The organism is Actinoplanes sp. 13 (assembly GCF_056134165.1).
Genome location: NZ_JBVYOQ010000015.1, coordinates 99,965 through 124,103, shown reverse-complemented (window position 1 = coordinate 124,103; position 24,139 = coordinate 99,965). Strand labels below are relative to the sequence as shown.

General features: G+C 73.9%; 26 protein-coding genes. 13 read left to right on the top strand and 13 right to left on the bottom strand.

What is annotated here, in order from left to right:
* Positions 1 to 10: 10 nt before the first annotated feature.
* Positions 11 to 211: a DUF5999 family protein gene (locus AC0NH5_RS26585; protein WP_474408783.1), complete on the bottom strand. Its 201-nt coding sequence runs from the start codon at positions 209 to 211 to the stop codon at positions 11 to 13.
* Positions 212 to 332: 121 nt separating this feature from the next.
* Here AC0NH5_RS26585 and AC0NH5_RS26580 point away from each other — a divergent pair, with 121 nt between their 5' ends.
* The 7 genes from AC0NH5_RS26580 (at position 333) to AC0NH5_RS26550 (ending at position 6,198) form a co-directional block, all read left to right on the top strand.
* A complete protein-coding gene (locus tag AC0NH5_RS26580; protein WP_474408942.1) occupies positions 333 to 1,532 on the top strand; it encodes a chorismate-binding protein in 1,200 nt (399 codons plus the stop codon).
* A gap of 145 nt (positions 1,533 to 1,677) precedes the next feature.
* The gene (locus AC0NH5_RS26575) at positions 1,678 to 2,253 is read left to right on the top strand and encodes a sigma-70 family RNA polymerase sigma factor (protein WP_474408780.1); all 576 of its coding nucleotides are present in this window, start codon (positions 1,678 to 1,680) and stop codon (positions 2,251 to 2,253) included.
* 60 nt (positions 2,254 to 2,313) lie between these two features.
* The gene (locus tag AC0NH5_RS26570) at positions 2,314 to 2,799 is read left to right on the top strand and encodes a peptide deformylase (protein WP_474408777.1); all 486 of its coding nucleotides are present in this window, start codon (positions 2,314 to 2,316) and stop codon (positions 2,797 to 2,799) included.
* Positions 2,800 to 2,860: 61 nt separating this feature from the next.
* Positions 2,861 to 3,484 carry a class I SAM-dependent methyltransferase gene (locus tag AC0NH5_RS26565; RefSeq protein WP_474408774.1) on the top strand — a complete coding sequence of 208 codons (624 nt, stop codon included), beginning with the start codon at positions 2,861 to 2,863 and terminating at the stop codon, positions 3,482 to 3,484.
* A 298-nt stretch (positions 3,485 to 3,782) separates the two neighbouring features.
* Complete coding sequence (locus AC0NH5_RS26560; protein WP_474408772.1) at positions 3,783 to 4,739, top strand: hypothetical protein; 957 nt, start codon at positions 3,783 to 3,785, stop codon at positions 4,737 to 4,739.
* Positions 4,740 to 4,749: 10 nt separating this feature from the next.
* On the top strand, positions 4,750 to 5,358 hold the full coding sequence (locus AC0NH5_RS26555) for a DUF6226 family protein (protein ID WP_474408770.1): 609 nt from the start codon (positions 4,750 to 4,752) through the stop codon (positions 5,356 to 5,358).
* Positions 5,359 to 5,367: 9 nt separating this feature from the next.
* Entirely contained in the window at positions 5,368 to 6,198 is an 831-nt protein-coding gene (locus AC0NH5_RS26550; RefSeq protein ID WP_474408768.1) for a class I SAM-dependent methyltransferase, read from the top strand.
* 1 nt (position 6,199) lies between these two features.
* Here the strand turns inward: AC0NH5_RS26550 and AC0NH5_RS26545 are convergent, their stop codons facing one another.
* The 3 genes from AC0NH5_RS26545 to AC0NH5_RS26535 form a co-directional block, all read right to left on the bottom strand.
* Positions 6,200 to 6,820, bottom strand: coding sequence for a LysE family translocator (locus AC0NH5_RS26545; protein ID WP_474408765.1), 621 nt, complete (start codon positions 6,818 to 6,820; stop codon positions 6,200 to 6,202).
* A 246-nt stretch (positions 6,821 to 7,066) separates the two neighbouring features.
* On the bottom strand, positions 7,067 to 7,864 hold the full coding sequence (locus tag AC0NH5_RS26540) for a sulfite exporter TauE/SafE family protein (protein WP_474408762.1): 798 nt from the start codon (positions 7,862 to 7,864) through the stop codon (positions 7,067 to 7,069).
* A 64-nt stretch (positions 7,865 to 7,928) separates the two neighbouring features.
* Entirely contained in the window at positions 7,929 to 9,347 is a 1,419-nt protein-coding gene (locus AC0NH5_RS26535; RefSeq protein ID WP_474408760.1) for a hypothetical protein, read from the bottom strand.
* Positions 9,348 to 9,509: 162 nt separating this feature from the next.
* Between AC0NH5_RS26535 and AC0NH5_RS26530 the strand changes: the two genes are divergently transcribed.
* Positions 9,510 to 10,580, top strand: coding sequence for a hypothetical protein (locus tag AC0NH5_RS26530; protein WP_474408758.1), 1,071 nt, complete (start codon positions 9,510 to 9,512; stop codon positions 10,578 to 10,580).
* An 81-nt stretch (positions 10,581 to 10,661) separates the two neighbouring features.
* Here the strand turns inward: AC0NH5_RS26530 and AC0NH5_RS26525 are convergent, their stop codons facing one another.
* From AC0NH5_RS26525 to AC0NH5_RS26515, 3 genes are read right to left on the bottom strand one after another with little or no spacing between them, the layout of a single operon-like run.
* Positions 10,662 to 11,798 carry a type III PLP-dependent enzyme domain-containing protein gene (locus AC0NH5_RS26525; RefSeq protein ID WP_474408756.1) on the bottom strand — a complete coding sequence of 379 codons (1,137 nt, stop codon included), beginning with the start codon at positions 11,796 to 11,798 and terminating at the stop codon, positions 10,662 to 10,664.
* Complete coding sequence (locus AC0NH5_RS26520) at positions 11,791 to 13,356, bottom strand: IucA/IucC family protein (RefSeq protein WP_474408754.1); 1,566 nt, start codon at positions 13,354 to 13,356, stop codon at positions 11,791 to 11,793. The genes AC0NH5_RS26525 and AC0NH5_RS26520 overlap by 8 nt, the downstream gene beginning before the upstream one ends.
* Positions 13,357 to 13,378: 22 nt before the next feature.
* The gene (locus tag AC0NH5_RS26515) at positions 13,379 to 14,824 is read right to left on the bottom strand and encodes an IucA/IucC family protein (protein ID WP_474408752.1); all 1,446 of its coding nucleotides are present in this window, start codon (positions 14,822 to 14,824) and stop codon (positions 13,379 to 13,381) included.
* Between the two features lie 142 nt (positions 14,825 to 14,966).
* On the opposite strand from AC0NH5_RS26515, the gene AC0NH5_RS26510 reads away from it, so the two are divergent.
* The gene (locus tag AC0NH5_RS26510; protein ID WP_474408750.1) at positions 14,967 to 16,637 is read left to right on the top strand and encodes an FAD-binding dehydrogenase; all 1,671 of its coding nucleotides are present in this window, start codon (positions 14,967 to 14,969) and stop codon (positions 16,635 to 16,637) included.
* Here the strand turns inward: AC0NH5_RS26510 and AC0NH5_RS26505 are convergent.
* The 3 genes from AC0NH5_RS26505 to AC0NH5_RS26495 are packed head-to-tail and all read right to left on the bottom strand — an operon-like array spanning position 16,634 to position 19,251.
* Complete coding sequence (locus tag AC0NH5_RS26505) at positions 16,634 to 17,623, bottom strand: CU044_5270 family protein (protein ID WP_474408748.1); 990 nt, start codon at positions 17,621 to 17,623, stop codon at positions 16,634 to 16,636. The genes AC0NH5_RS26510 and AC0NH5_RS26505 overlap by 4 nt on opposite strands.
* Positions 17,623 to 18,225 carry an RNA polymerase sigma factor gene (locus tag AC0NH5_RS26500; protein ID WP_474408746.1) on the bottom strand — a complete coding sequence of 201 codons (603 nt, stop codon included), beginning with the start codon at positions 18,223 to 18,225 and terminating at the stop codon, positions 17,623 to 17,625. Before AC0NH5_RS26500 ends, AC0NH5_RS26505 begins: the two co-directional genes overlap by 1 nt.
* 54 nt (positions 18,226 to 18,279) lie before the next feature.
* Complete coding sequence (locus tag AC0NH5_RS26495; RefSeq protein ID WP_474408744.1) at positions 18,280 to 19,251, bottom strand: NAD-dependent epimerase/dehydratase family protein; 972 nt, start codon at positions 19,249 to 19,251, stop codon at positions 18,280 to 18,282.
* A gap of 104 nt (positions 19,252 to 19,355) precedes the next feature.
* Here AC0NH5_RS26495 and AC0NH5_RS26490 point away from each other — a divergent pair, with 104 nt between their 5' ends.
* Positions 19,356 to 20,237 carry a GNAT family N-acetyltransferase gene (locus AC0NH5_RS26490; protein WP_474408742.1) on the top strand — a complete coding sequence of 294 codons (882 nt, stop codon included), beginning with the start codon at positions 19,356 to 19,358 and terminating at the stop codon, positions 20,235 to 20,237.
* Here AC0NH5_RS26490 and AC0NH5_RS26485 read toward each other — a convergent pair.
* The 3 genes from AC0NH5_RS26485 to AC0NH5_RS26475 are packed head-to-tail and all read right to left on the bottom strand — an operon-like array spanning position 20,216 to position 21,795.
* Entirely contained in the window at positions 20,216 to 20,587 is a 372-nt protein-coding gene (locus AC0NH5_RS26485) for a hypothetical protein (protein WP_474408740.1), read from the bottom strand. The two genes, AC0NH5_RS26490 and AC0NH5_RS26485, sit on opposite strands and share 22 nt — an antisense overlap.
* Positions 20,588 to 20,612: 25 nt before the next feature.
* On the bottom strand, positions 20,613 to 21,374 hold the full coding sequence (locus tag AC0NH5_RS26480) for a lysophospholipid acyltransferase family protein (RefSeq protein WP_474408737.1): 762 nt from the start codon (positions 21,372 to 21,374) through the stop codon (positions 20,613 to 20,615).
* Between the two features lie 37 nt (positions 21,375 to 21,411).
* Entirely contained in the window at positions 21,412 to 21,795 is a 384-nt protein-coding gene (locus AC0NH5_RS26475; protein ID WP_474408735.1) for a DUF6069 family protein, read from the bottom strand.
* 110 nt (positions 21,796 to 21,905) lie between these two features.
* Here AC0NH5_RS26475 and AC0NH5_RS26470 point away from each other — a divergent pair, with 110 nt between their 5' ends.
* The 3 genes from AC0NH5_RS26470 to AC0NH5_RS26460 are packed head-to-tail and all read left to right on the top strand — an operon-like array spanning position 21,906 to position 24,044.
* Positions 21,906 to 23,060 carry a sensor histidine kinase gene (locus AC0NH5_RS26470; RefSeq protein WP_474408733.1) on the top strand — a complete coding sequence of 385 codons (1,155 nt, stop codon included), beginning with the start codon at positions 21,906 to 21,908 and terminating at the stop codon, positions 23,058 to 23,060.
* Positions 23,048 to 23,719: a response regulator transcription factor gene (locus AC0NH5_RS26465; RefSeq protein WP_474408731.1), complete on the top strand. Its 672-nt coding sequence runs from the start codon at positions 23,048 to 23,050 to the stop codon at positions 23,717 to 23,719. Before AC0NH5_RS26470 ends, AC0NH5_RS26465 begins: the two co-directional genes overlap by 13 nt.
* 13 nt (positions 23,720 to 23,732) lie before the next feature.
* On the top strand, positions 23,733 to 24,044 hold the full coding sequence (locus AC0NH5_RS26460) for an NIPSNAP family protein (RefSeq protein ID WP_474408729.1): 312 nt from the start codon (positions 23,733 to 23,735) through the stop codon (positions 24,042 to 24,044).
* Positions 24,045 to 24,139: the final 95 nt, after the last annotated feature.

Genomic DNA, 24,139 nt, shown 5'->3' with positions numbered 1-24,139 from the left:
GGCGGTTTCCTCAGGCGGCCAGGGCGTGCACGGCCGGGCCGCGGTGCGGCTCGATCATCGTGCCGTCCGGCAGAAGTTCGCCGGTGTCCTCGAAGACGATGACGCCGTTGCAGAGCAGGCTCCATCCCTGCTCGCAGAAGGTGACGATGATCCGGGCAGCCTCGCGGTCGATCGCATCGGCCGGTGGGCAGGGAACTTGGTGCTGACACATCTTCGTGATCTCCGTTTGGGGGCTGTGTGAAGGTTCACAAAGTCGGTGACGGACGTTACCTCACATCGAACGACAACGGTTCAACCCGGTGACGGGATCCGCGGGGCCGTTCGCGTCATACATGGTCCACGGGACGGAGATCAACGACCACTCTCCGCGACCTCTGGTCGGTCCGCCGCCGGCTTTTCCGGGGGGCTGCCAAGCCCGTCACCACGCGTTGTGTGCCTTTCGGTGGGATCGGGGTGATCCCGGTGACCCTGGTGAGCTTCTCGCCGCGTTTCTCGCCGCCAACGGACTGCCGGTGCGAAACCTTGGCCGAACGGATGACAAACAAAAGACGTTCGGTGATGGCGCCATTTGCGGGGCAGCACTCTACGTGTCGGCGGATGCCGGATCCGTGATGGCCGGGGGAACGGTCGGGCCACCCTCGCCAGCGGCGGGCATTCCGGACATCTATGCCGTGGTCTACGGGCACACCACCGCCCGGCAGCCCACCGGGCGGCCCGGCGCCTGGCGGCTGGGACCGTGGCGGGAGAGCTGGACCCGCGAGGAGCACGCCGGCGCGGTCGACGAGGTGCGCGCCGCGATCGGGCGGGGTGACGTCTACATCGTCAATGTGGTCGGGCACGGGTCCGCCGCGTACACCGGCGACCCGGTCCCGGCGCTGCGGCGGGTCGCCGCCCTGTCCGGCGCCCGGTACGGCGGGCTGCTCGCCGGCGACGGCTGGGCGCTGGCCACCGCCTCCCCGGAGACCCTGATCGAGGTCCGGGACGGCCGGGTGTCGACCCGGCCGATCAAGGGCACCCGCCCGGCCACCGCGGCCGGCCTCCGCGAGCTGCTGGCCTCGCCGAAGGAACGCGCCGAGCACATCATGATCGTCGACCTGGAGCGCAACGACCTGGCCCGGCTGCCCGGCACCGGCCCGGTCCGGGTGGACGAGCTGTTCGCCGTCCGCGAGTGGTCCGGCCTCTGGCAGGCCGAGTCGGTCGTGTCCGCACCGCTCGACGGCGACGTCGGCCTCGCCGAACTGCTGCGGGCCGTCTGCCCCGGCGGTAGCGTCACCGGCGCCCCCAAGCTTGCCGCCCTGGCCCGGATCGCCGCGCTGGAACCGGTCGGCCGCGGGGTGAGCATGGGTGCGGCCGGGTGGCTGGGCCACGACCACCTCGATCTCGGCCTGACGATCCGGACGGTGGCTGTGGACGGCACCCGGGTGCACACCTGGGCCGGTGGTGGCATCACCGCGGACAGCGACCCGTACGCCGAGGTCGACGAGGCCGCCGCGAAGGTCGGCCCGATCCGGGCCGCGCTGGCCGGTCTCTGACCGCCGCTTCCGCCGCCGTCTCTACCGGTTGCGTGCCAAGGTCACCGGGCGCCCCCACCGCTGCGGCCCGGACGCGTACGTTGACCACCGCGCGCACCGAGACGGTCCACAGTGGGAGCCCCCGTGGCTGGCTGAAGAAGGCGACATGCTTGAACTACTCGATCGACCGGACACCCCGGTCCGGACCACTTCGTCCGGCATCCGGATGCGCCTCACCGCGCCGCCCGGTGCCGCCGCGCGGGACGACTTCGCCCGGTTCGCGCAGGCGTGCACCGGGCGGCTGCACAGTGCCGCGTTCCAGCTCTGCCACGACTGGCACCTGGCGCAGGACCTCACCCAGACCACGCTGACCAAGCTGTTCCTGAACTGGGGCCGGGTGGCCGCCAGCGACAACGTCGCGGCGTACGCGCAGAAGGCGCTGTTCCGGGTCTACCTGGACCACCTGCGCCGGCGCAGCTCGACGGAGTCGGTGCCGGGCCGGATGCGCGAGCCGGCGTACTCGATGAGCCCCGAACTGCGGATGACGATGCTGGCCGCGGTCGGCCGGCTGCCGGCCCGGGACCGGGCGATCGTGCTGCTGCGCTACTTCGCCGACCTCAGCGTGGAGCAGGTGGCCGAAGAACTGGGTGTGCCGGTGACGGTGGTGAAGAGCCAGACCCGCCGGTCGCTGATCAAACTGCGGGAGATGCTGCGCCCGGACCGCACGGCCCTGCTCGCGTAACGCCTCGGCGGGCCCCGGCCGGACGGCATCGGCAGGTAAGCGCCGACTAGCCTTCCGGACATGACAGTACGACCGATTCGGCTCTTCGGTGACCCGGTCCTGCGCACGCCCGCCGACCTGGTCACCGACTTCGACGCCCAGCTGCGTGAGCTCGTCCGAGACCTGGAGGACACCGTCCGCGAGCCCGGCCGGGCCGGGGTGGCCGCGCCCCAGATCGGGGTGGGTCTGCGGGTGTTCTCCTACAACGTGGGCGGCGAGGTCGGGCACCTGGTGAACCCGGTGCTGTCGGATCTCGCCGGGGAGCAGGACGACGAGGAGGCATGCCTGTCGCTGCCCGGCATGGGCTTCGCCACGAAGCGGGCCATGACGGTCACCGCGGCCGGTTACGACCAGCACGGCGAGCCGCTGGTGATCTCCGGGAGCGGGTTCCTGGCGCGGGCCCTGCAACACGAGACCGACCACCTGGACGGCCGGCTCTACATCGACACGCTCACCGGCGACGTACGCCGGCAGGCCCTCCGCGAGCTGCGGAGGCTGCCGCGATGAGCATGCACAGTGACCTGCGGCGGGTTGCCGCGACGACGCCGCGCCGCGCGGGGGGAGCGTGATGAGCTCCTATCGGGAGATCGCGGCGGCGGGCACGCCGACCGGATGGTTCGAGACGCTCTACGCCGAGGCGCGGGCCGGGCGGGCCGAGGTGCCGTGGGACGTGGCCGGGCCGAGCGCGCACCTGCGTGCCTTCCCGCTGCCGGTGGGGGACGGGCGGCGCGCGCTGGTGGTGGGTTGCGGCGCGGGACGCGACGCCGAGTACGTGGCGGAACGGGGGTACGTGACGACGGCGTTCGACATCGCTCCGACCGCCATCGAGCTGGCCCGCGAGCGGCACCCGTCGTCGCCGGTGGACTACGTGGTCGCCGACCTGCTGAACCCGCCGGACGAGTGGCGGCAGGCGTTCGACCTGGTCGTGGAGAGCAACAATGTGCAGGCGCTGCCGGCGGCGATCCGGGCGCGGGCGATCGCGTCGGCCGGCACGCTGCTGGCGCCCGGCGGGATGCTGCTGGTGCTCGCGGCGGCGGCGGTCGCCGACGGCCACGACGGGCCGCCCTGGCCGCTGTCGCGGGCGGAGATCGACGCGTTCGCGGTGGACGGGGTCCGGCAGGTGTCGGTCGAACGGGTCGACGCGCCGGACTCGCGCCTGCCGGGCCGATGGCGCGCCGTCTTCACCCGCTGAGCCACAACGGAGCGTGTGAAGTTGGGGTCGCTATGTGGGCGTAACTTCACACGCAATGCTCGCGGCGGCGGGACGTGATCCCGTCCTGCGTGTGAAGTCGCGGTGCGGATCGAGCCGTAACTTCACACGCCGGGTGAGTGGGCAGCTCCGCCCGGCGGTCGCGTCGCCGGGCCCGGCCCGGCAGGGGGTCGCGTGTGGCTCACGGGACTCGGATGGGCGTACCAAAAAAGGGGTTGATCGAGGCTTTTACGCTGTGGGCGCCCGCCACCGCGGCGGATGACAGTGAGAACGGGGATCCATGCGCTCGAAGCGTTTCCTGGCCGGTGCCCTCGCCGGTGTCGCCACCCTGGCCGTCGCCGGCGGCTGCGCGCAGCAGCAGATCGAGGCGCTGGAGCCGAAGCTGGAGCTGCGCGACGCGGCCCGGCAGCTCGCCGACGCCCAGCAGGCCGGCTTCACGCTGAAGCTGACCGGTGACGCCGACGACCTGATCGCGGCGACCCGGACGACCGACCCGGACGACGTGACCGCCCTGCGGACCGTGTTCAACTCCTCGTTCACGCTCGCCTACGACAAGGCGGGCGAGGGCGCCGACGACGACCGGTCCGGTATCGCGGCGACGATCGGCGGCGTGACCGGCACCGAGATCCGGTTCGTCGACGGCATGCTCTACGCGAAGGCGCCCGTGTCGGAGCTGGCCGCCAAGTTCGGCGCCGCCCCGGCCGACGTGGCGCAGCTGCGCAAGGAAGCCGTCGGCGGGGCGCCCGAGGCGGCTGCGTTGTTCGACGGCGAATGGGTGTCGGTCGACCTCAAGCAGGCGACCGACCTGGCCGCGGGCTACGCGCTGGGCACTGCCCCGGCGGAGGACACCGAGCAGCAGAAGAAGCTGCTGGCCGAGTTCACCACCGGCGCCACCAACCTGCTCGAAGGCGCCGACGTGGTGCGCGACAGCGCGGACAGCAAGCACCTGATCGTGACGTCGACGACTGCCGAGGCGCATGCGGAGGCCAAGCGGATCGCCACGGCCGTCGAACCGTCGCTCGGCGACGACCTCGGCGCGGCGCCGGCCGACAAGCCGATCGTGATCGACCTGTGGATCGACGGCGGGCAGCTGACCGCCGCCGAGATCGACGTGCTGCAGTTCGTCGAGGGCGCCACCGCGCGGGTCGCGGCCCGCATCGAGGTGACGACCGGCGCGCCGATCAGCGCGCCGGGCAACGCCACGAAGATCGACCTGGCCGGGGCCACCCGCCCCTAGGGTGTGTGGCGTGACAGGGTGGGACGAGATCCAGGACCGGGTGGACCAGCGGTGGCACGGGCTGGGCCTGCCGTCGTGGCCCAACCCGCACGCCGACCGGGACGCCTCCGCGGAGGAGTACTCCCGGGTCACCGACCCGGGCCGCTACCGGATCGTGCGGGAGCGGGCCCGGGTGTGGGCGTCCGTGCTCGGCTCGCTGCCTGAGGTGGGTGTCACGGCGACCGGCGCCGGCTGGGAGATTCGGTCGGGGCGGCCCGGCACGTTGCCGCTGTCGTTCACCGTGGCCGACGGTGAACCGGACGTTCTGAGAGTCGCCGCGGCCCGGCCCGGCCTGGAGATCGGCCGGCTGCCGGACTGCGGCTGCGACGCCTGCGACTGGGGGTCGGCCGACCTGCTGGAGGCGATCGACAACACCGTGCGCTCGGTGGTCGAGGGCCCGTACGTGCGGGTGAACGGCGCCGGCTGGCACGCCGCCTGGTGGCCGGACGGCGGGGAAGCGCACAACGCCCACGACTACGACGAGATGATGGACCTGTGCCGGCGGCTCGCGGCAGGCGCCCCGGTGACCCTGCCGGCCGGCGCCGAGGCGTTCGTCGGGCAGAGCTGGCTGGCTCAGTAACCTGGTGGGGTGATTGTCGGCTGGCAGTGGGACGAGACTCTGTTCGCCGGGACGGCCGCGCACTACCCGCGGGGCCGCCTCCCCTATGCGCCGGGCGTCGCCGAGACGATCAGCGAGGCGGTCGACGGGCATGAGCGGCTCCTCGACGTCGGCTGCGGCCCGGGCACCGTGACCCTCGCGCTGGCGCCGCACTTCGCCGAGGTCGTCGGCGTCGACCCGGACCCCGGCATGCTCGCCGAGGCCGCCCGGCAGGCCGCCCGGCGCCGGATCAGGAACGCCCGCTGGGTGCCGGCCCGGGCCGAGGACCTGCCCGCCGGGCTGGGCGTCTTCCCAGCCGTGGTGTTCGCCTCCTCCTTCCACTGGATGGACCGGGCCCGGGTCGCCGTGACCGTGCGCGAGATGCTCGAGCCGGGCGGTGCGTTCGTGCACCTCGCCGATTGGAAGGACGCGCCCGCGCCGGCCGGGCCGCTGCCGTTCCCCACGCCGCCGTACCCGCGGATCGCCGAGCTGGTGCGGCGCTATCTGGGGCCGGTGCGGCGGGCCGGGCAGGGCCGGATCGCCGCCGGAGTCACCCCGGACCGGGAAGATCTGGTCATCGAGGGCGCCGGTTTCGTGGACCTGGAACGGCACATCGTCCCGGCCGGTCAGGTCGTGCTACGCGACGAGGACGATCTGGTGGCGTGGACGTTCTCGATGTCGCACTCGGCGCCGCACCTGTTCGCGGACCGGCTCGCCGACTTCGAGCGGGACCTGCGGTCGTTGCTGCGTGAGGCGGCGCCGGACGCGCGGTTCGCCGAGCAGCTGCCGCCGAGCGAGATCCGGATCTGGCGCCGTCCGTAGGTCAGCTTTCCGTGGCTATGCGCGCGCCGAACAACACCATCGCGGTGCCGGTCACGGTGTCCATCGCGCGCCGCACCCGGCGCCGCGACAGCACCCGGCGCGCGCGGTGCAGGAACGCTGTCAGCAGCAGGAGATATGTCAGTGACAGCAGGGCGTGGCTGAGCGCGAAGCCGAGCATCGCTGCCGGCCCGGCGTCCGGTGTGAGGAACTGCGGCAGCACGGCCAGGTAGAACACCAGGACCTTCGGGTTCGTGATGTTGGACAGGAAGCCCTGCCGCAAGCCCCGGATCGCCGCGCCGCGACCGCCCTCGGTCACCGTGGTGGGGTAGTCCCCGCGCACCGCCGATCGCAGCGCCCGCACCCCCAGATGGATCAGGTAGGCCGCGCCCGCCCACTTGATCGTCTGGAACACCGGCTGGGCGTTGACGATCAGGGCGCCGAGGCCGATGACCGCGGCGGTGCCCTGAACGGCGTTCGAGGTTCCTACGCCGGTGGCGGCCCACATGCCGCGCGCTCGGCCACCCGAGACGGTGTTGCCGGTGACGACCGCGAAGTCCGGTCCCGGGATCACCACGACGACGATCGCCAGAAGCAGGAACGTTCCGTAGGTACTCCAGTCCACAGCAGGACCCTATCATCCTAGGATGGCTTAGAGGTAGTGCGGCGAGCCGCACCGAAACCTCAACCGACGGCTTCGCCGACGACCCCTCTGGTGGTACGGCCTTCGCAGTGGGCCGTGGCTGCGGTGAGAGGGTGGGGCGTGCCGGCGTTCACGCAGGCCTCCCGGCCGGGGGATCATGCGCCAGTGCCAGCTGAGCCAGGCCGGGCGACGAACATCGGCGGTTCGGCGGTGCGGCGGTGCGGGCGTTCAGGGGGTGGTGGGGGACGGGGTGAAGGCCTGGATGACGTACAGGACGGCGAGGGCGGTGGCGAGCCCACCGAGCAGCAGGCGCAGCAGCTTCTCGGGCAGGTGCGGCTGCAGGCGGGCGCCGAGGTAGCCGCCCAGCAGACCGCCCAGTCCGGCCAGGACGCCGAGGTACCAGAAGGGCGCGATCGCTCCGGCGGTGCTCAGGGAGATCACCCCGTAGGTGCCGGCTCCGACGATGGACGTCACGAACGTGGCGGCGAGGGCGGCGGGGGCTATCTGGGTCATCGGGAGGCCGCGCCCGGCGAGGAGGGGGCCGAGGACGGAGCCGCCGCCGATGCCGTAGATGCCGCCCACGGTGCCGGTGGCGAGGCTCAGGGTCAGCAGCGTCCGGCGGGACAACGGCGGGCGGTCGGGCACGTCGGAGCGGACGGCCCGGGCGCAGAGCCAGAGCCCGAGGGGGAGCAGGACGGCCGCCGCGACCAGGCGGAAGGCCTGGGCGCCGGGGAGGGCGAAGACCCGGATGAGGGCGCCGAGGACCACGCCGGGGACGGTGCCGATCACCAGGAGTCTGGCCAGGGGGCCGGTGAGCTGGCCGTTGCGGCGGTAGCTGGCGAGGGCGCCGGGGCCGGCGACGACGTTGTAGAGCAGGTTGGTCGGGGTCACCGCGGGGCTGGGCACGTGCAGGACGCTCAGCTGCACGGGGAGGAGGAAGACGGCGCCGGAGACGCCTACCGGGGAGGTGACGATGGAGATCAGCAGGCCGGCCAGGAAGCCGGTGAGCCCGGTCTGCCAGCTCACCTGCCGGCCGCCGGCGTCGCGCGGATCATGATCGGGATCCTAGAGAGCGGTTGTTGCGACACTTTCAACGGCGCAGGGCCCGCCCGGCGCCGGCCACCACCGTGGTGGCCAGGATCCAGCCGGCTGCCATGACGGCCAGGGTGACGGCCTTGTCGGCGCCCACCGGGTCCCAGGCCTTGTCGTGGCCGAGGTCCACGAGCGGCACCAGCACGTCGGCGGTGTAGAGGAACGGGTCCCAGGTGGGCGACTCGTCCGGCTTCACCGGGTCGAGGGGGCCGGACCAGGCGAACCATCCGGTTCCGGCGGCGACCACCAGGAGCAGACACAGCAGGGCGCGCAGCGGGCGGTACCCGAAGCCGATGCCGGCGTCCTGGACGGCTCCCCAGACGGCGCCGAGCCGGCCCATCGCGCGGTGGCGGCGGCGTTCGCGGACGACGAGGACCTGGCGGGCCTCCTGTTCGCGGCCGTCGCGGGTGAGGGCGGCGGCGAGCTGGTCGTACGGCCCGGGGGAGAAGCCGGTGGCGTGGCGGGCCATCCAGTCGAGGCGTTGCCGGGCGGTCCAGGTGACCACGTCCTCGGAGCGGCGGGTGAGGCGTTCGTAGGTGAGGCCGTCGAGTTCGACCCGGCAGGCCGGCGGCCAGTTGACCGGGTCGTCGACGAGCCGGCCGAAGCGGGCGTCGCGCAGGCTGATCGTGCCGGCCGAGTCCGCGGTGAGGCGCAGGGTGCAGAGGACCGTCTCTGCCTCGATCATGAGGAGGGCGGCGCTGTCCGGGCAGCGCAGGGTCACTGCCTGGAACGCCATGGTGCCGCCGGCCCGAGTGCCGATGACGTGGGTCTCACCGTCGGTACGCAGGTGGTGGGCGAGCAGGGAGCCGCCCAGGATGAGGCCGGAGCAGTTCAGGGCGATGCCGGTGTCGGGAGCGGCGGAGAAGTGGGCGTGCGCGACGTCGACGTCGCCGCCGACGCGCGCTCCGGTGAGCCGGACGCCCTGCTCGACGCGGGCGCCGCGCAGGTGGACGGCGCCGATGGACGCGCGTTGCAGGTGGACGCTGCCGGAGATCGTGGATCGGTCCAGGGTGAGGGGCCCGTCGATGGTGGCGGGCAGCATCCAGATGTCGCCGTTGACGGTGGCGTCGCGGATGGCGCACACCGCGGCCACCCGGATTCCTTCGGCTTCGATGCCCGGCAGGGTGCTGCCGTCGAGGTTGAGTGACGTCAGGTCGGCGTTGTCGAGCAGCAGTCTGTCGTCGAAGACGCAGTGGCGCAGGCGCAGCTGGGTGTCGATGCGGGCGCTGGTCAGGTCGAGCAGGCCGGTGATGTGCGCGCCTTCGAGGTTGAGGCGGGCCACCCGGCCGGTGATCGCGCCGGCGCCGCCGAGCAGCAGTTCGGCGAGGAACGAGCCGTCCACGGCCGCGCCGCCCAGGTCGAGCAGCGTCCCGGTGCGGTAGGCCTGGCGCACCCGGCGCCGCGTCGATCCGATCACCGGCGCACTGTAGCGGCGCCGGACGGTGCGTGGGGCCCTGGCGTCGACCGCACGGGTCGAGGAGCTGGGCGAACGGGGGAGCCGGTGACTGGGCTGCCGGGCTCACAATGGCTGCCCCGGATCTTGGCCGGGGGTGGACGGCAACTACTCGGAGCAGCGACTTTGACCGACGACCTTGAGGTTTCTGATCCGGGTGAGGCGATGGCGCGGTGGGCGCTGGGGCAGTCGTGGTTGCCGCATTTCCGGTTCCGGTCGCCGCGTGACGGCACCACCGTGCTGGTGTCGGGCAGCCGCGCGGTGGTCGTGTACGAGGTGCGCCGCACCGAGCCGAGCGCGTCGGTGAATCGGGAGCGGGACTGGTTCCTCGAGCAGATCGCGGCGGCGGCCCGGCGGCTGGACGCGGTGGCGCCGGAGCCGGAGCGGTACGCCGGTGAGGCCGGCGGCGGCGTGCACGTGCAGCCGGGCCGGTTGACGTGGTCGGGGCTGCTGGTGGTGGATCATCCGGCGTTGCCGTCCGGCGTCGATCTGGTGTGGCCGGGGGAGCGTCCCCTGGTGGTGCTGTTGCGGCGGGACTGGGAGCTGGTTCTGCACGAGTTGCGGTCGGCCGCGGCGGTGGTCCGCTACCTGGACTTCTGCGCGGGACGGGGGCCGCGGGAGGTGCCGGCGCATTTCGGGTGGCTGACGATCGCCGCCGAGCGGCCGGTGCGGGTGTTGCCGGGTGAGCCGCCGGCGCTGCCGTTGATCCGGGAGGATCTGCCCGGCCATGCGGTGCTGGCCCGGATCCTGGATTTCGTGGCGGCGACCGCGCTTCCGGACGCTCTGGACGAGCCGGTCCGGCACCGGCTGTTGTCGCAGATCGACGCTTTCCCGCTGGAGCAGCGGGCTGCTCTGGGCCAGTGGGCCGTGCATGCGATGCGTGCCGGTGGCGCGGCCCGGGTGCGCACGTTCCGGTTCCCGCAGGTGCCCGCCCAGTACGTCCTGGCGGTCGCCGGCAGTTTCGCCGAGTCGTCGTCCGCGCCGTTCCACGATCTGGTGCGGTTGCGCCACCACCAGGCGCGGGCGCAGTCCGCCGATCCGGAGCCGTTGTGCACGTTCGGGTTCGTGCTGGTGCCGGACGGCGGGCAGGGCTGGCCGTACCTCGTCGCGCACTTCACCTCTGTGCAGGGTCCGGTGGAGGTGGCCGCCGGCGCTTTGTCCCGCGTGCGCCGTCTCTGCTCCGAACCATCATCCTAGGATGCCTTACCGGGTGTGCGGCAGGCCGCACCCAGTCAAAACATGAAGGACGGCTTCGCCGACAACCCGGAAAAGATCAGGTCAGAGGAGTACGAACGCCGGCGGCTCGTGCCGCAGGAAGTCGTGGTGCGAGATGTCCCAGCCGTACGCGCCTGCCCGCCCGAAGACCAGCAGGTCACCGGCGCGCAGGGCGGCGACGTGCTGGCCGCGGGTGAGGACGTCGCGGGGGGTGCAGAGTTCGCCGACGGCGTCGACGGGCACGTCGGTGACGGCCGGCCGCGGGTAGGGCCGGTCCCACCGGTCGACCGGGAGGACGGTGAACGGGTGGCTGTAACCCCAGGCGGCCGGTAGCCGGAAGTGGTGGGTGCCGCCACGCAGCACGGCGAAGGTCCGTCCGTGGGTGGTCTTGAGGTCGATCACCTCGGCGGCGTACCAGCCGGCGTCGGCGGTGAGGTAGCGGCCGGGTTCGAGCACGAGTTCGATGCCGTCGGGGACGTGGACGTCGGACAGCGGCGTGAGGTCGATGGTGGCCGTCGAGAGGTAGTCGACGCCGAGGCCGCCGCCGGCGTTGACGGTGCGCAGGTCGATGCCGTGGGCCCGGGCGGTGGCGACGGACCAGGCGATCGCGTCGGTGAGGAAGGCTGCGTGTGCCGTCGCGTCGAGGTTGTTGGAGACGGCGTGCAGGTGGAAGCCGGTGACGCGGAGTCCGGGTGGCACGTCGGCCAGCAGCGCCGGGAGTTGGGTCTCGTCGACGCCGAACGGGGTGGGTGTGCCGGTCATGGTGTGGCTGCCGCGCAGGGTGGGCCCGGCGCGGTTGACCCGGATGCTGATGTCGGCGGTGAGGCCGAGGCCGGCGAGGCGGCGCATCTCGTGCGGGCTCTCGACGTTGAGGTGGGCGCCGGCGTGCACGGCGGCGGCGAGTTCGGCGTCGGTCTTGGCGGGGCCGCCGAAGGCGATGCGGCGGGCGCCGGCGCGGACGGCGAGGTCGAGTTCGCCGCCGGAGGCGACTTCGAGGCCGTCGCAGACCTCGGCGAGGGTCTGGACGACTTTCTCGTGGCCGTTGGCTTTCACCGCGTACAGGAAGGTGGTTCGTGGTGGTAGGGCTCGGCGCAGGGTGGTGGCGGTGGCGCGCAGGGCCCGGGTGTCGTAGAGGTAGGCGCAGACCGGCGCCGGCAGGCGGCGCAGTGCCTGGGTGACGGGGGCGGGGAGTTCAGCCATGCAGGGGGTTGCTGACCGGGAGGTAGATGTCGCCGTCGCCGGTGAGGCGCATCCGGACGAGGGCTTTGTGCGGGACGGTGGGTGCGGTCAGGAAGGCGTGGTCGGTACGGCTGGTGGGGTGGGTGTTGTCGTAGGTCTCGTCGACGATGTCGCGGATGATGCGCCAGGCCTGGTCCTCGGGCAGGTGGTGGGTGTGTTCCAGGCGGATGACGAGTTCGCCGAGGTGGGCCTGCAGGGCGGTGTAGGCGAGTTTGGCGAGCAGCAGGCCGGTGTCGTCGGTGGCGATGACGGAGCCGGGCCACAGGTCGGGGGTGTGGCCGGCGGCGGCGAGGCGGGCGGGGTGCAGGCGCAGGCCGGCGAAGTCGCGCAGGGCGAGGCGGTGGGGGTGGCCGTCGATGAAGGTGGGCAGGCAGTTCTGCAGGTGGGCTTCGAGGGCGATGCCGTGGCCGGCGAGGCGCAGCAGGGGTGGCAGCAGCAGGCGGGTGTAGGCGGTGAGCCAGCCGGCGGCGCCGAGGCCGGAGGTGTCGACGAGGCCGGCCAGGACGGTGGTGCCGGTGGCGGGGTCGTGGGCGGGTAGGGCGCTGCCGGGTACGGCGTGTTCGCGGGGGTCCAGCCGGCCGGTGAGCCCGGTGCGGGCGATGGCCGACAGGTCGCGTCCGCTGCCGGTGGGGACGGCGGCGCCGCCGGTTTCGGTCATCAGCAGCAGGCGGTGGCCGTCGGGGTCGTCGGCGACGAGGCGGTGCAGCAGGTGGGAGAGGGTGGGGCCGTTGCGGGTGCTGGCGATGCTGATGCTGCGGCGGGTGGAGGTGACCTGGATGTCGAGGGAGAGCTTGAGGTAGGTGCCGTCGGGCAGCAGCAGGGTGCGCAGGGCGGCGGTGGGGACGGCGTCGAGGTGGCCGTCGAGGTGTTTGAGGATGCCGTCGGTGAACAGGGTGGCGTAGCGGTCGGTGACCAGGTCGCGTTGCCAGGCGTGCACGGGCTGGGTGTGGTACCCGGTGGGGGCGCCGGCGGTGAAGCCGAGGTCGTCGCCGAGGTGGTGGTCGTCGCGGACGGCGATGAAGTGGATGCGGGTGTGGCCGGCTTCGAGGTCGTGGGCGAGGACGTCGGCGGTGTCCCAGCCGAGGCGGGTGCGGCCGCAGGGGTGCAGGTTGTGTCCGGCGACGGCGAGGCGTTCGAGGCGGACGGCTTCGTGGTCGGGGTTGTCGTGCGGTTGCTGCTCGGTGGCGCGGGCGGCGGCGATGGCGAGGTTGAGGACGGCGTTGCGGATCTCGGCGGCGAAGGCGTCGTTGTCGATGCCGGTGAGCAGGTCGGCGGGGTCGTGGACGCCGGCGGCCGGGTATTCGACGCGGTTGAAGGCGTGCCGGTGGCCGTGTGGGCCGGGCGGGGTGAGGTTCTCGCGGGTGAGGGCGGCGCGCAGGCGGCGGCCGACGGTGTCGGCGGCGTGCGGTAGCTGGGTGTGGAAGTCGTCGACGAGGTGCGGGGCGTGCACGGCGAGGGCGGCTTCGGTGTGGGCGGCGGCGACGGCGAGGCGGCCGGTGCGGACGCTGCGGATGATCATGCGGGGTCCTTCCGCGGGGTGGTCACCGGGCCGCCATGGGGTTGGGCAGGTGGGTCCAGATGTCGGTGAGCGGGTCGTCGGCGAGGCGCATCGCGGTGGTGGCCTTGACCGGCAGGGGGTCGCTGAGCAGGTGGGCGACGTCGGGGGTGGCGGTTTGGCGCAGGGCGGCGGCGAGGATGGCCCAGAGGCGGCCGGGTTCGGCGTGGTGGTGGCGGCCGAGGGCGGTGATCAGTTGGTGGGCGACGGCGCCGAGGGCGGCGGCGGCGAGTTTGGTGCGTAGTTCGTTCTCGTCGTCGGTGGGCAGGTCGCCGTGCAGGTCGGGCATGTCGTGGCCGGTGGCGCGCAGCCGGCCGGCGTGGACGCGCACGCCGCCGAGGTCGCGGTAGAGGGTGCGGACCGGGTGGGGGCCGTCGAGGACGACGAGGGTGTTCTGGCCGTGGGCCTCCAGCGCGACGCCGCGGTGCAGCACGCGGGTGAGCGGCGCGAACAGCACGGTGCCGAGTTCTGCCATGAAGGTGTACGGGTTGCCGACCGTCGCCAGCAGCGGCGGGGACGCGGCGAGGACGCCGAGCGGGACGGCGGTCTCGCCGGGTCGCAGGCGGGGCGCTTGGCGGACGAGGTGGGCGAGGCGCCGGTCGGGTCCGTGGTCGGTGATGACGGCGCCGGCTTCGGTCTCGGCGAGCACGTCGAGGGGCAGGTCGGCGGTGAGGCGGGTGAGCAGGGTGGACAGGCGGGGGCCGTTGTGGACGGCGGCGGGGGAGACGGTGCGGACCGCGGAGGTCATCTGGATGTCGACGGCGGTTTTGATGTGGGGCCCGCCGTCGAGGGGTGCGACGGTGCGCAGTGACATCAGCGGCCGGACCGGGGCGGTGGCGCCGATGTCGCGCAGCCAGGGGTGTTCGGTGGTGAGGCGGGCGGCCTGCCAGGGGTGGGCGTAGAGGACGGGGGCGCCGGTGCCGTGCCAGCGGCCGGCGGGGACTTGCAGGCGGCGCAGGCGGATGACGGGCCGGTGTTCGGGGGCGTACGCGAGGACGTCGGCGACGGTCATGCCGGTGCGGGTGCGGCAGCAGGGGTGCAGGGGGTGCCCGTCGGTCAGGGATTGTTCGTGTCGGCCGAGGGCGTCGGGGTCGCCGGGGCGGGGCAGCGGCTGGGGGGTGGCGGCGGCGCGGGCCAGGGCGAGGTTGGCGACGCTGTTGGCGATCTCGGTGATCAGGTGGGTGCCGGGCCAGAGGTGGGCGGTGAGCGCGACCGGGTCGGTGATGGTGGCGGGGGTGCTGCCGGCGGGGACGGGCAGGGGTTCGTGGGCGAGGGCGTGGCGTAGCCGGTCGAGGATGGCGGCGCGGGCGCCGGTGAGGGCCGCGTCGTAGCGTTCGAGCAGGTCGGGGCGGATTTCGGCGATCTGTTCGCGGGTCTGTGCGGGGTCAGCGGTGTGCCGGTGGCGGGGGGCGTCGGTGGGCGGCTGCGGCACGTTCCCATTGTGGCGGCCGGGGTGTGGCCGGTGTGCCGCGGGCGTTGGCGGGGCGAGCCAGGCCACATCGGCCCGTTCCTTCTCAGCTCGATATCCGATAAATTCTCATCTTCACAGTGGCGGGGTGGGTGGAGGAACAACCGTGGACGCGGACGTCATCATCGTGGGCGCCGGGCTGGCCGGGCTGGCCGCCGCGCAGCAGCTCACCGCCGCCGGCAAGACCGTGGCCCTGCTCGACCAGGAGAACCCGGCCAACCTCGGCGGGCAGGCGTGGTGGTCGTTCGGCGGGCTGTTCTTCGTCGACAGCCCGGAGCAGCGGCGCGCCCGGATCCGCGACGACGTGGAGCTGGCGTGGGGTGACTGGCAGGCCAGCGCCGGCTTCGACCGGACCGCCGACGAGGACAGCTGGGCGGTGCGCTGGGCGCGCGCCTACGTCGAGTTCGCCGCCGGGGAGAAGCGGGCCTGGCTGGCGTCGCTGGGCATGAGCTGGCTGCCGTTCGCGGGCTGGGCCGAGCGCGGTGACCTGCGCGCCGACGGGCACGGCAACTCGGTGCCCCGGTTCCACGTCACCTGGGGCACCGGCACCGGGGTGGTCGCGCCGTTCACCGACGCGGCGCTGGCGGCCGGCCACAGCGGGCTGCTGCGGTTCCACCACCGGCACCGCGTCGACGAGCTGATCATCGAGGGCGGCGCAGCGGTGGGGGTCCGTGGCACGCTGCTGGCGCCGGACGAGTCGGCGCGCGGCGTGTCGTCGAACCGGACCCCGGCCGGGGACTTCGAGCTGCGGGCGCAGGCGGTGATCGTCACGACCGGCGGCATCGGCGCCAACCACGACCTGGTGCGGCAGTACTGGCCGCAGCGGCTGGGCACGCCGCCGCGTGCGATGGTCACCGGAGTGCCGGCCTACGTCGACGGCCGGATGCTGGGCATCGCCGAGCACGCCGGGGCACGGCTGGTGAACCGGGACCGGATGTGGCACTACGTCGAGGGCGTGCACAACTGGGACCCGGTGTGGCCGGGCCACGGCATCCGGATCCTGTCGGCGCCCTCACCGATGTGGTTCGACGCGCTCGGGCGGCGGCTGCCGGCGCCGTACTTCCCCAGCTACGACACCCTCGGCACGCTGCGCTATCTGCGCACCACCCCGGAGCTGGCGGCCCACGACCACTCCTGGTTCCTGCTGACCCAGAAGATGATCGAGAAGGAGTTCGCGCTGTCCGGCTCCGAGCAGAACCCGGACGTGACCGCCAAGGACCGGCGGGCGTTCACCCGGGAACGGCTGTTCGGCAAGGGGGCGCCGGCACCGGTGGAGGCGTTCAAGCGCAACGGGGCGGACTTCGTGGTGGCCTCGTCGCTGGAGGACCTGGTGGCGGCGATGAACAAGCTGACCGACGAGCCGCTGCTGGACGCGGCGCGGATCCGGGCGCAGGTGGAGGCCCGGGACCGGCAGATCGGCAACAAGGTCACCAAGGACGCGCAGGTGCAGGGCATCCACAACTCGCGGCGCTATCTCGGTGACCGGGTCGGGCGCACGTCGGTGCCGCACCGGATCCTGGACGAGGCGGCCGGCCCGCTGATCGCGGTGAAGCTGCACGTGCTGACCCGCAAGACCCTGGGCGGCATCCAGACCGACCTGGACTCGCGGGTGCTCGGCCTCGACGGGCAGCCGATCAGCGGGCTGTACGCGGCGGGGGAGGTCGCCGGGTTCGGCGGCGGCGGGGTGCACGGCTACAACGCCCTGGAGGGTACGTTCCTGGGTGGCTGCCTGTTCTCCGGACGCGCCGCGGGCCGGCACGCGGCACGCGCCCTCTAAGGGCGCTGCCAGGGTTTCGCCACGACGTCGTAGCGGACCGTGGTCCACGAGATCACGGTGCCGGCCGGGATGCCCGGCCAGTCCTCGGTGGTGCGGGTGCGCTCGCCGATGAACACCCCGGTGACCGGGTCGATGACGATCTCCTGCTGTTCACCGGCCGCGGTGATCCCCAGCGCTGTGCCGGTGTGCCCGTCCAGCGTCGCCCGGTGCTCGGTGATCCGCAGGCCGGGCACCAGGGCCAGGGTGCGGTACAGCGCGGCCCGCAGGTCGGCCGGCAGCATCCCGCTGCGCAGCGCGTCCGCCACGTAGACCAGCATCTCCAGGTCCGGGTCCTGGCCGCGGCCGTCGGTCTCGTCGCGCAGCAGGTCGTACAGCTCGTCCGGGTCGCGGGGCAGCTCGGCGACGAACGTCGCGGTCGGCACCTGCCAGGTGCCGTCGGCCGTGCACAGGTCCCCGGCGTCGGGATAGAAGGCGCCGCACCGGCCGCTGAGGCGTTCCGGCGGGCGGACCGTCTCCAGCTGGGCGTCCGCGACGTCACGGTCGGTGCCGAACAGCCGGGTCCGTTCGCCGGTGTCGGAGCGCAGCTGGAACCATTCGCCGGACGGGTCGGCCGGGATCCACGTCTCGTCGCGGCTGCCGGCCAGCACGGCGGCCCGCGGCGACTGGCTCAGGGCGATCGCGTGGGTGGTGAGGTAGCGGTACCGGCCGGGCGGCACCGGCGCGTCGACCGTGCGGATCTGGGCGTCGGCCGCGGTGCTCAGCGTGTGCGCCACCTCGACCATCGCGCCGTCCGGGTGCTGGGCGCGCACCACGACGCTGGCGGCCACGGCGACCGCCAGCACGGCCGCGGCGGCCGACGTCAGCGGCAGCCAGGTGCGCCGGCGCGGCTTCAGCACCCGGGCCCGCAGCCGGCGCAGCGTGTCGGGGTCCTCGTCCGGCGCCGGGTACAGCTCGTCGAGGGCGGCATCGAGCTCGTCAGTGGTCATCACAGTTCTTCCGTCGGGCCGGGCAGGGAGGCGGTGGCGCGCAGGGTGCGCCGCACCCGGTGCAGCCGGGATCGCACGGTGCCCTCCGGGATGCCGAGGGCGGCGGCGATCTCCCGGGTGTCGAGGCCGGCGAGGCTGTTGAGCAGCAGCACGTCGCGGTCGCCGTCGGGCAGCGCGGAGACGGCGGTGTGCAGCGCGGCGAACCGGGCCCGGGCGTCGAGGCGTTCGGCGACCCGGTCCTGGCCGCCGTCGACCGGGGCGGCGTGGCCGGTCAGCCGTTGCGCCATGCGCTGCTGCTGGGCCTGGACGCGGTGGTGGCGGCGCAGCAGGTTGACGGCGATGCCGTACAGCCAGGCGCGGGCCGTGCCCCGCTGCGGCCGGAAGTCGCGGCGCCCCGACCAGGCGGCCAGGAACGTCTCGGCGACCAGATCCTCGGCCTGGGCCGGCGGCACCTGCCGGGCCAGGTACCGCAACAGCCCGCCCGCGTGCTCGTCGAAGACGGCGGCGAAGCGGACCGCCGCGTCCGGGCCGGTCAGCGGGGGATCCGCACCGGCCATCAAGGGCTCCTCCGGGCCGGCCCGGCCGGCGGTGTGCAAGCTCATGTCAGGTCCGTGCGCAAGCTCATGTCAGGTATTGCCAGAAGTGGCCGTCCGCGTTCACGCCGGGTCGAGGACCTTGCGTTCCACCACGGGGTCGAGCCCGGTGGGCGCCCGGTCGGTGCGCAGCGGCGCCGCGCCGGGCAGCGACGTCAGCCACGCCCAGGTGTCCGCCACGGTCTCCTGGACGGGCCGGCACCGCAACCCGGCCGCCAGGGCCTTGGTCACCACGCCGCGGTGCATGAAGTCGTGGTCCGGGCCGGGCGGCAGCCAGATCGGCAGGTCGGTCCACGGTGCGATGCCGGCCGCGGTGATCACGGACGGATCGGTCCAGCGCAGGTCGGCGCGGCGACCGGTGACCGCGGCCGCGACGTCGAGCAGTTCACCCATCGTGGTGTGCCCCGACTCGCTGACCACGTTGTACGGCCCGGTCCGCCCCGCCGCGCCGGCGTCGAGCACGAACGCCGCCAGGTCGCGGGCGTCGACGTACTGCAGGGGCAGGTCGCGGGGGCCGGGCGCCAGCGTCGGGCCGCCGCGCCGCAGCCGGCGCAGCCACCAGGGCAGCCGGCCGACGTCCTCGTGCGGGCCGAGGATCAGCCCGGCCCGGGCCAGCAGCAGCGGGCCGCCGAACTGTGCGGCGGCCTGTTCGCCGCGCAGTTTGTCGCCCGCGTACCCGGGGTCCTGCGGGTCGGTCAGCGGCGAGTCCTCGGCCAGCGGGGCGGCGCCGCCGTAGCGGTAGACCGACCGGCTCGACACATAGGTGAGATGCCCGGCCCGGCCGGCCAGGTGCCGGGCCGCGGCGGCGATCACGGCGGCGTCCGCCGACCAGGTGTCCACCACCTGGTCCCAGTCGCCGGCGCCGAGCGCGGCCAGGCCGTCCGGGGCGAGCCGGTCGCCGAGCACGGTCCGCGCGCCCGGCACCGGGTCGCGGCGGCCCCGGTTGAGAACAGTCACCGTGTCGCCGCGCGCCACCGCCTCGGCGGCGACCGCACGTCCGACGAAACCACTGCCTCCGAGCACCAGGATCCGCATGTGCTCGAGCCTGCCCGGCCGCGGCCGGGAACCCCAGCCGGGTCTGCCGACAGCAGAGCCCGATATTGTCTGACACAGGTCAGAGACCCGGCTAGGATCGGCGGATGCAGGCCGACCAGATTGCCCGGGTCCGCGACTTCAACCGCTATTACACCCAGCGTCTCGGCGTGCTCACCGAGCACTACCTCGGCCAGGACCGCCCGCTCGCTCAGGCCCGGCTGCTGTTCGAGATCGGCGCCGGCTGCGACGTGCGCGAGCTGCGCGAACGCCTCGGCCTGGACTCCGGCTATCTGAGCCGGATGCTGCGCGCCCTCGCCGGCCAGCAGTTGATCACGGTGCGGGCGCACCCCGCCGACGGCCGGGTCCGGGTCGCCGAGCTCACCGCGGCCGGCCGGGCCGAACGCGACGAGCTGGACCGCCGCTCGGCGCAGGGCATCGCCGAGCTGCTGGGCGGGCTCACCGGCGCCGAACGTGAGCAGCTGCTCGCCGCGCAGGCGCAGATCCGCCGGCTGCTGCGGCTGGCGGGTGTCACGGTGCGCCCGGTCGACCCCGCCGACCCGCACGCCCGGCAGTGCCTGCACGACTACGCCACCGAGCTGGCCGGCCGCTTCCCGGAGGGTTACGACCCGGCGGCCATCACCGCGCCCGGCGAGGTCGACGGCACCCTGCTGCTCGCCGCCGACCAGGGCCGGCCGGTCGGCTGCGGCCTGTGGGTGCACCTGGCGCCGGCCACCGCCGAGATCCGGCACCTGTGGGTCGCCCCGCCCGCCCGCGGCCTCGGCCTGGGCCGGCGGCTGCTGCACGCGCTGGAGACCGACGCGGCCCGGCACGGCATCACCACCGTGCGGCTCGGCACCCACCACAGCCTCACCGAGGCGCAGGCGCTGTACGAGGGCAGCGGTTACCGGCGCATCGGCGACTACAGCCCGTCGGCCTACAACCAGGTGTCGTTCGAGAAGACCCTTCAGCCGTCCCAGTCCAGCTGAGACTCCGGCACGCCGGCGCTGCGGCCGTACCGCATCGCCTCCTCCCGGCCGGCGCCGTCACCCGCCGGGTACCGGAAGACGCGGCCGGCGAAGACCACGACGTGGTCCGGGCCGTCCCGGAAATCGGCGTACCAGCCGCCCTCGGCGGCCAGCGCCGCGCTCAGCGCCGCCGCCAGCGGGCCGGCGCTGGCGCCCGGCGCGACCACGTCGATCAGCGTCCACACGCCCGGCTGGCCGGGCCCCGCCTGCCCCGACATGTCGATGCGGGCCAGCCGGGACACGCTCAGTCCCGGTACTGCCAGCTCGGTGCCGGGCCGCAGGCTCTCCGCGATGATTCGTCCGTGCAACATCCCCGGATCGTCGCATCGACGGGCGTCATCCGCGCGGGCGCACCCGGGACATGTCCAGCGGCCGGCTGCGGTCCACGAACCGGGGCGTGCGCATCTCCCCGGCCCGCAACGGCGCCAGCGCCTCGTCGATCCCCGCCATGATCAGCCGGGTGGCCTGCACCGCCCGCGCCCCCGCCGACCCGTGCACCCCGGACAGGTCGACCGGCGCGCCGAACGCCACCTGCACCACCGGCCGGCGCAGCACCGCCCGCAGCAGCGGCCGCCCCATCCGCTTCGGCGCCTCGTACGGCACCACGGCGTGCGCCCCCCACTGCGCCACCGGCAGCACCGGCGCCCCGGACAGGTCGGCCAGCCGGGCCACCCCCGTCTTGCCCCGCTCCGGCCACATCCACGGGTCCAGGCCGATCCGCCCCTCCGGATAGACCAGCACCATCGCCCCGCGCGCCAGCGCCTCACCGGCGCCCTGCAACGCGTTCGCCGCGTGCACCGTGTGCCGGTCCACCCGGATGTGCCCGCACCGGCGCATCACCCACCCCAGCACCGGTGCGTCGAACACCCCACCGGTCGCCATGATCCGCGGCGTGAGCCCGGCCGCGTGGCTGGCCGCGACCATCACCAGCGGATCGAACGGGCTGACGTGATTGGCCGCCAGGATCACCGGCCCGTCGCGCAGCTCGGCGGGCACCGCGTTGCGCACCCGCAGCCGGCACACCGGGACGATGAGCACCCGCGCCGCCGCCAGCAGGATCCGCCACAGTAGCGGCGCACGCCAGGGAGAGGTTTCCATGAGGCGGACATGATGCCACGCGGCCTGATCCGCGGCGTCAGCAACGGCGTGGCAGGGCGCCGATCAGCACCGCCGCGACCACCCCGTGCAGCATGTCCAGGCCCACCAGCGCCCCGGTGGTCGCCGCACCCACCGGCCCGAACAGCGACAGCCCGCAGACGAGCACCGCCACCACCGTCCAGTTCCGCACCGGATGCGCGGTCCAGCGCTCCAGCACCGCGAGCAGCGCCCAGCCCGCCAGGCCCGCCACCGTGGCCGTCACGGCCACCGCCCCCGCACCGATCGTCTCCCCGGTGTCGAGCACCAGATCGACGCCGGCCACCCGCAGCACCAGATGAACGGCCTCGGCAGCGACCACCGCGGCGGCCACCACCCCCAGCCGGTACGCCCGCCTGTCCTTGTTCGCAACAGCAGTAGTCATGCCGGCGAGTCTCAGCGCCGCCGGCAGGCCCGCACATCGATCGGCCGGCACCGCCGGCTACGACTTTGGTCGGTGGTCCGGTCCGGCCGGCGAACACTAACCTCATCGGCATGCACCCGGCGCCGGCGCTTCCCCTGCGCGTGGTCGCCGCGTCGACCGCGGCCATCACCGTCCTGATCGGTCTCGCCCTGTGGAGCAGCTGGAGCACCAACCCGCCGGCGACGTTCCGCCTCGACGCCGTGGCCGGCCTGATCGCCTGCGCGCTGATCCCGGTCGCCCTGCGCCGCCCGGTCCCCACCGGCCTGGCCCTCAGCGCCCTGGCCGCGCTGTCGCCGGTGGTCACCCCGGCCGCCACGTTCGCCGTGCTCAACACCGCCCAGCAGCGGCCGCTGCGGCAGGCCGCGACGATCGCCGTCGCCGGGACCGCCGGGCACGCCGTGCTCGGCTGGTGGCGGCCCACCCCGCAGCTGCCGTACGCATGGTGGCTGCTGCTGGTCGTCGCCGCGTACGCGGCCCTGCTCGGCTGGGGTGTCTGGGCCCGCGCCCGCCAGGACCTGCTCCGCTCGCTGCGGGACCGGGCCGCCCGCGCCGAGGCCGAACAGCACCGCCGGGTCGCCGAGGCGCGGCTCGCCGAACGCACCCGGATGGCCCGCGAGATGCACGACGTCCTCGCCCACCGGCTGTCCCTGCTCGCGGTGTACGCGGGTGCCCTCGAATACCGCCCCGACGCGCCGCCGCGCCAGCTCGCCGAGGCGGCCGGGGTGGTCCGCGCCGGCGTGCACCAGGCCCTCGACGAGCTGCGCGAGGTCATCTCCGTGCTGCGCCTGCAGGACTGCGCCGACCCCACCACCGGCCCGGCCGCCACGGACAGCCCGCCCGGCCCGGGCCTGGCCGACCTGCCCCGGCTCGTCGAGGAGTCCCGTGCCGCCGGGCTCCCCGTCGGCTTCGACGACCGGACCGGCCCCGACGACCCCGTTGCCGTGGTGACCGGCCGGACCGCCTACCGGGTCGTCCAGGAGGGCCTCACCAACGCCCGCAAACACGCCGCCGGGCGCCCGGTGCGGGTGAGCGTCACCGGCACGCCCGGCGGCACCCTCACCGTCGAGCTGCGCAACCCGCTCACCGGCCTGCCGCCCGACCTGCCGGGCGCCGGCCTCGGCCTGCTCGGCCTGCACGAACGCGTGACCCTGGCCGGTGGTGAGCTGACACATACCGCCGGCTGCGGTGAATTTTTGCTGCGCGCGGAGCTGCCGTGGCGAACGTGACCACCGACCCGGGCGGCATCCGGGTCCTGCTCGTCGACGACGACGCCCTGGTCCGGGCCGGGCTGACGATGATGCTCGACGGCGCCGACGGCATCACGGTCGTCGGCGCCCTCGCCGACGGCGACGAGGTGCCCGCCGCCCTCGACCGGCACCGCGTCGACGTCGTCCTGATGGACATCCGCATGCCGCGCGTCAACGGCATCACCGCCACCGAGCGGATCCGCCGCCGCGCCGACGCGCCCGAGGTCGTCGTGCTCACCACGTTCGACACCGACGAGCACGTGATTCGCGCCCTGCGCGCCGGCGCCGGCGGTTTCCTGCTCAAGGACACCCCACCGGAGCGCATCGCCGCCGCCGTGCGCGCCGTGGCTGCCGGCGAGCCGATCCTGTCCCCGGCGGTCACCCGCCGCCTGATGCTGCGGGTGGCCACCAGCGCCGGCGCCTACGACCGGGCCCGGGCCGCCCTGGCCGCCCTGAGCCCCCGCGAACGCGACGTCGCGCTGCACCTGGCCCAAGGCCACACCAACGCGCAGACAGCCGCCGCCCTGGCCATGAGCGTGCCCACGGTGAAGGCGCACATCACGCACATCCTCACCAAGCTGGACCTGAACAACCGCACCCAGGTGGCCATGCTGGCCCACGACGCCGGCCTCGTCTGAGTACCGTCGAGACGTGATCACCTGCGTCGTGCACTACACCATCGACCCGACCCGGATCGAGGCGTTCGAGCGTTTCGCCCACGCCTGGATGCGCCTGGTGAACCGGCACGGCGGCGTCCACCACGGCTATTTCCTGCCCGCCGAGGGCGCCAGCGACCGTGCCGAGGCGCTGTTCAGCTTCGACAGTCTCGCCGCCTACGAGCGGTACCGCGCCCGGTTCGGTGTGGACCCCGAGTTCATCGCCGCCGACCGCATCCGCGACGAGTCCGGCTGCGTCCTGCGGTACGACCGCACCTTCATGCGCCCCCTGCTGCCCTCTCCCTAGGAGACTGGACCGGGCTGGACTCGCAACCCGACGGCGATGTCGTTGCGTTTCCCGGCAGGGACCTGAGCGAACGACCACGGCCGCCGCGTCACAGC

Bases quoted from the DNA above. Each gene is read 5' to 3' on its own strand.
- AC0NH5_RS26585 (WP_474408783.1), bottom strand. From the start codon at position 211: ATGTGTCAGCACCAAGTTCCCTGCCCACCGGCCGATGCGATCGACCGC.
- AC0NH5_RS26580 (WP_474408942.1), top strand. From the start codon at position 333: ATGGTCCACGGGACGGAGATCAACGACCACTCTCCGCGACCTCTGGTC.
- AC0NH5_RS26575 (WP_474408780.1), top strand. From the start codon at position 1,678: ATGCTTGAACTACTCGATCGACCGGACACCCCGGTCCGGACCACTTCG.
- AC0NH5_RS26570 (WP_474408777.1), top strand. From the start codon at position 2,314: ATGACAGTACGACCGATTCGGCTCTTCGGTGACCCGGTCCTGCGCACG.
- AC0NH5_RS26565 (WP_474408774.1), top strand. From the start codon at position 2,861: ATGAGCTCCTATCGGGAGATCGCGGCGGCGGGCACGCCGACCGGATGG.
- AC0NH5_RS26560 (WP_474408772.1), top strand. From the start codon at position 3,783: ATGCGCTCGAAGCGTTTCCTGGCCGGTGCCCTCGCCGGTGTCGCCACC.
- AC0NH5_RS26525 (WP_474408756.1), bottom strand. From the start codon at position 11,798: ATGGCTGAACTCCCCGCCCCCGTCACCCAGGCACTGCGCCGCCTGCCG.
- AC0NH5_RS26520 (WP_474408754.1), bottom strand. From the start codon at position 13,356: ATGATCATCCGCAGCGTCCGCACCGGCCGCCTCGCCGTCGCCGCCGCC.
- AC0NH5_RS26505 (WP_474408748.1), bottom strand. From the start codon at position 17,623: ATGACCACTGACGAGCTCGATGCCGCCCTCGACGAGCTGTACCCGGCG.
- AC0NH5_RS26500 (WP_474408746.1), bottom strand. From the start codon at position 18,225: ATGAGCTTGCACACCGCCGGCCGGGCCGGCCCGGAGGAGCCCTTGATG.
- AC0NH5_RS26495 (WP_474408744.1), bottom strand. From the start codon at position 19,251: ATGCGGATCCTGGTGCTCGGAGGCAGTGGTTTCGTCGGACGTGCGGTC.
- AC0NH5_RS26490 (WP_474408742.1), top strand. From the start codon at position 19,356: ATGCAGGCCGACCAGATTGCCCGGGTCCGCGACTTCAACCGCTATTAC.
- AC0NH5_RS26485 (WP_474408740.1), bottom strand. From the start codon at position 20,587: ATGTTGCACGGACGAATCATCGCGGAGAGCCTGCGGCCCGGCACCGAG.
- AC0NH5_RS26480 (WP_474408737.1), bottom strand. From the start codon at position 21,374: ATGGAAACCTCTCCCTGGCGTGCGCCGCTACTGTGGCGGATCCTGCTG.
- AC0NH5_RS26475 (WP_474408735.1), bottom strand. From the start codon at position 21,795: ATGACTACTGCTGTTGCGAACAAGGACAGGCGGGCGTACCGGCTGGGG.
- AC0NH5_RS26470 (WP_474408733.1), top strand. From the start codon at position 21,906: ATGCACCCGGCGCCGGCGCTTCCCCTGCGCGTGGTCGCCGCGTCGACC.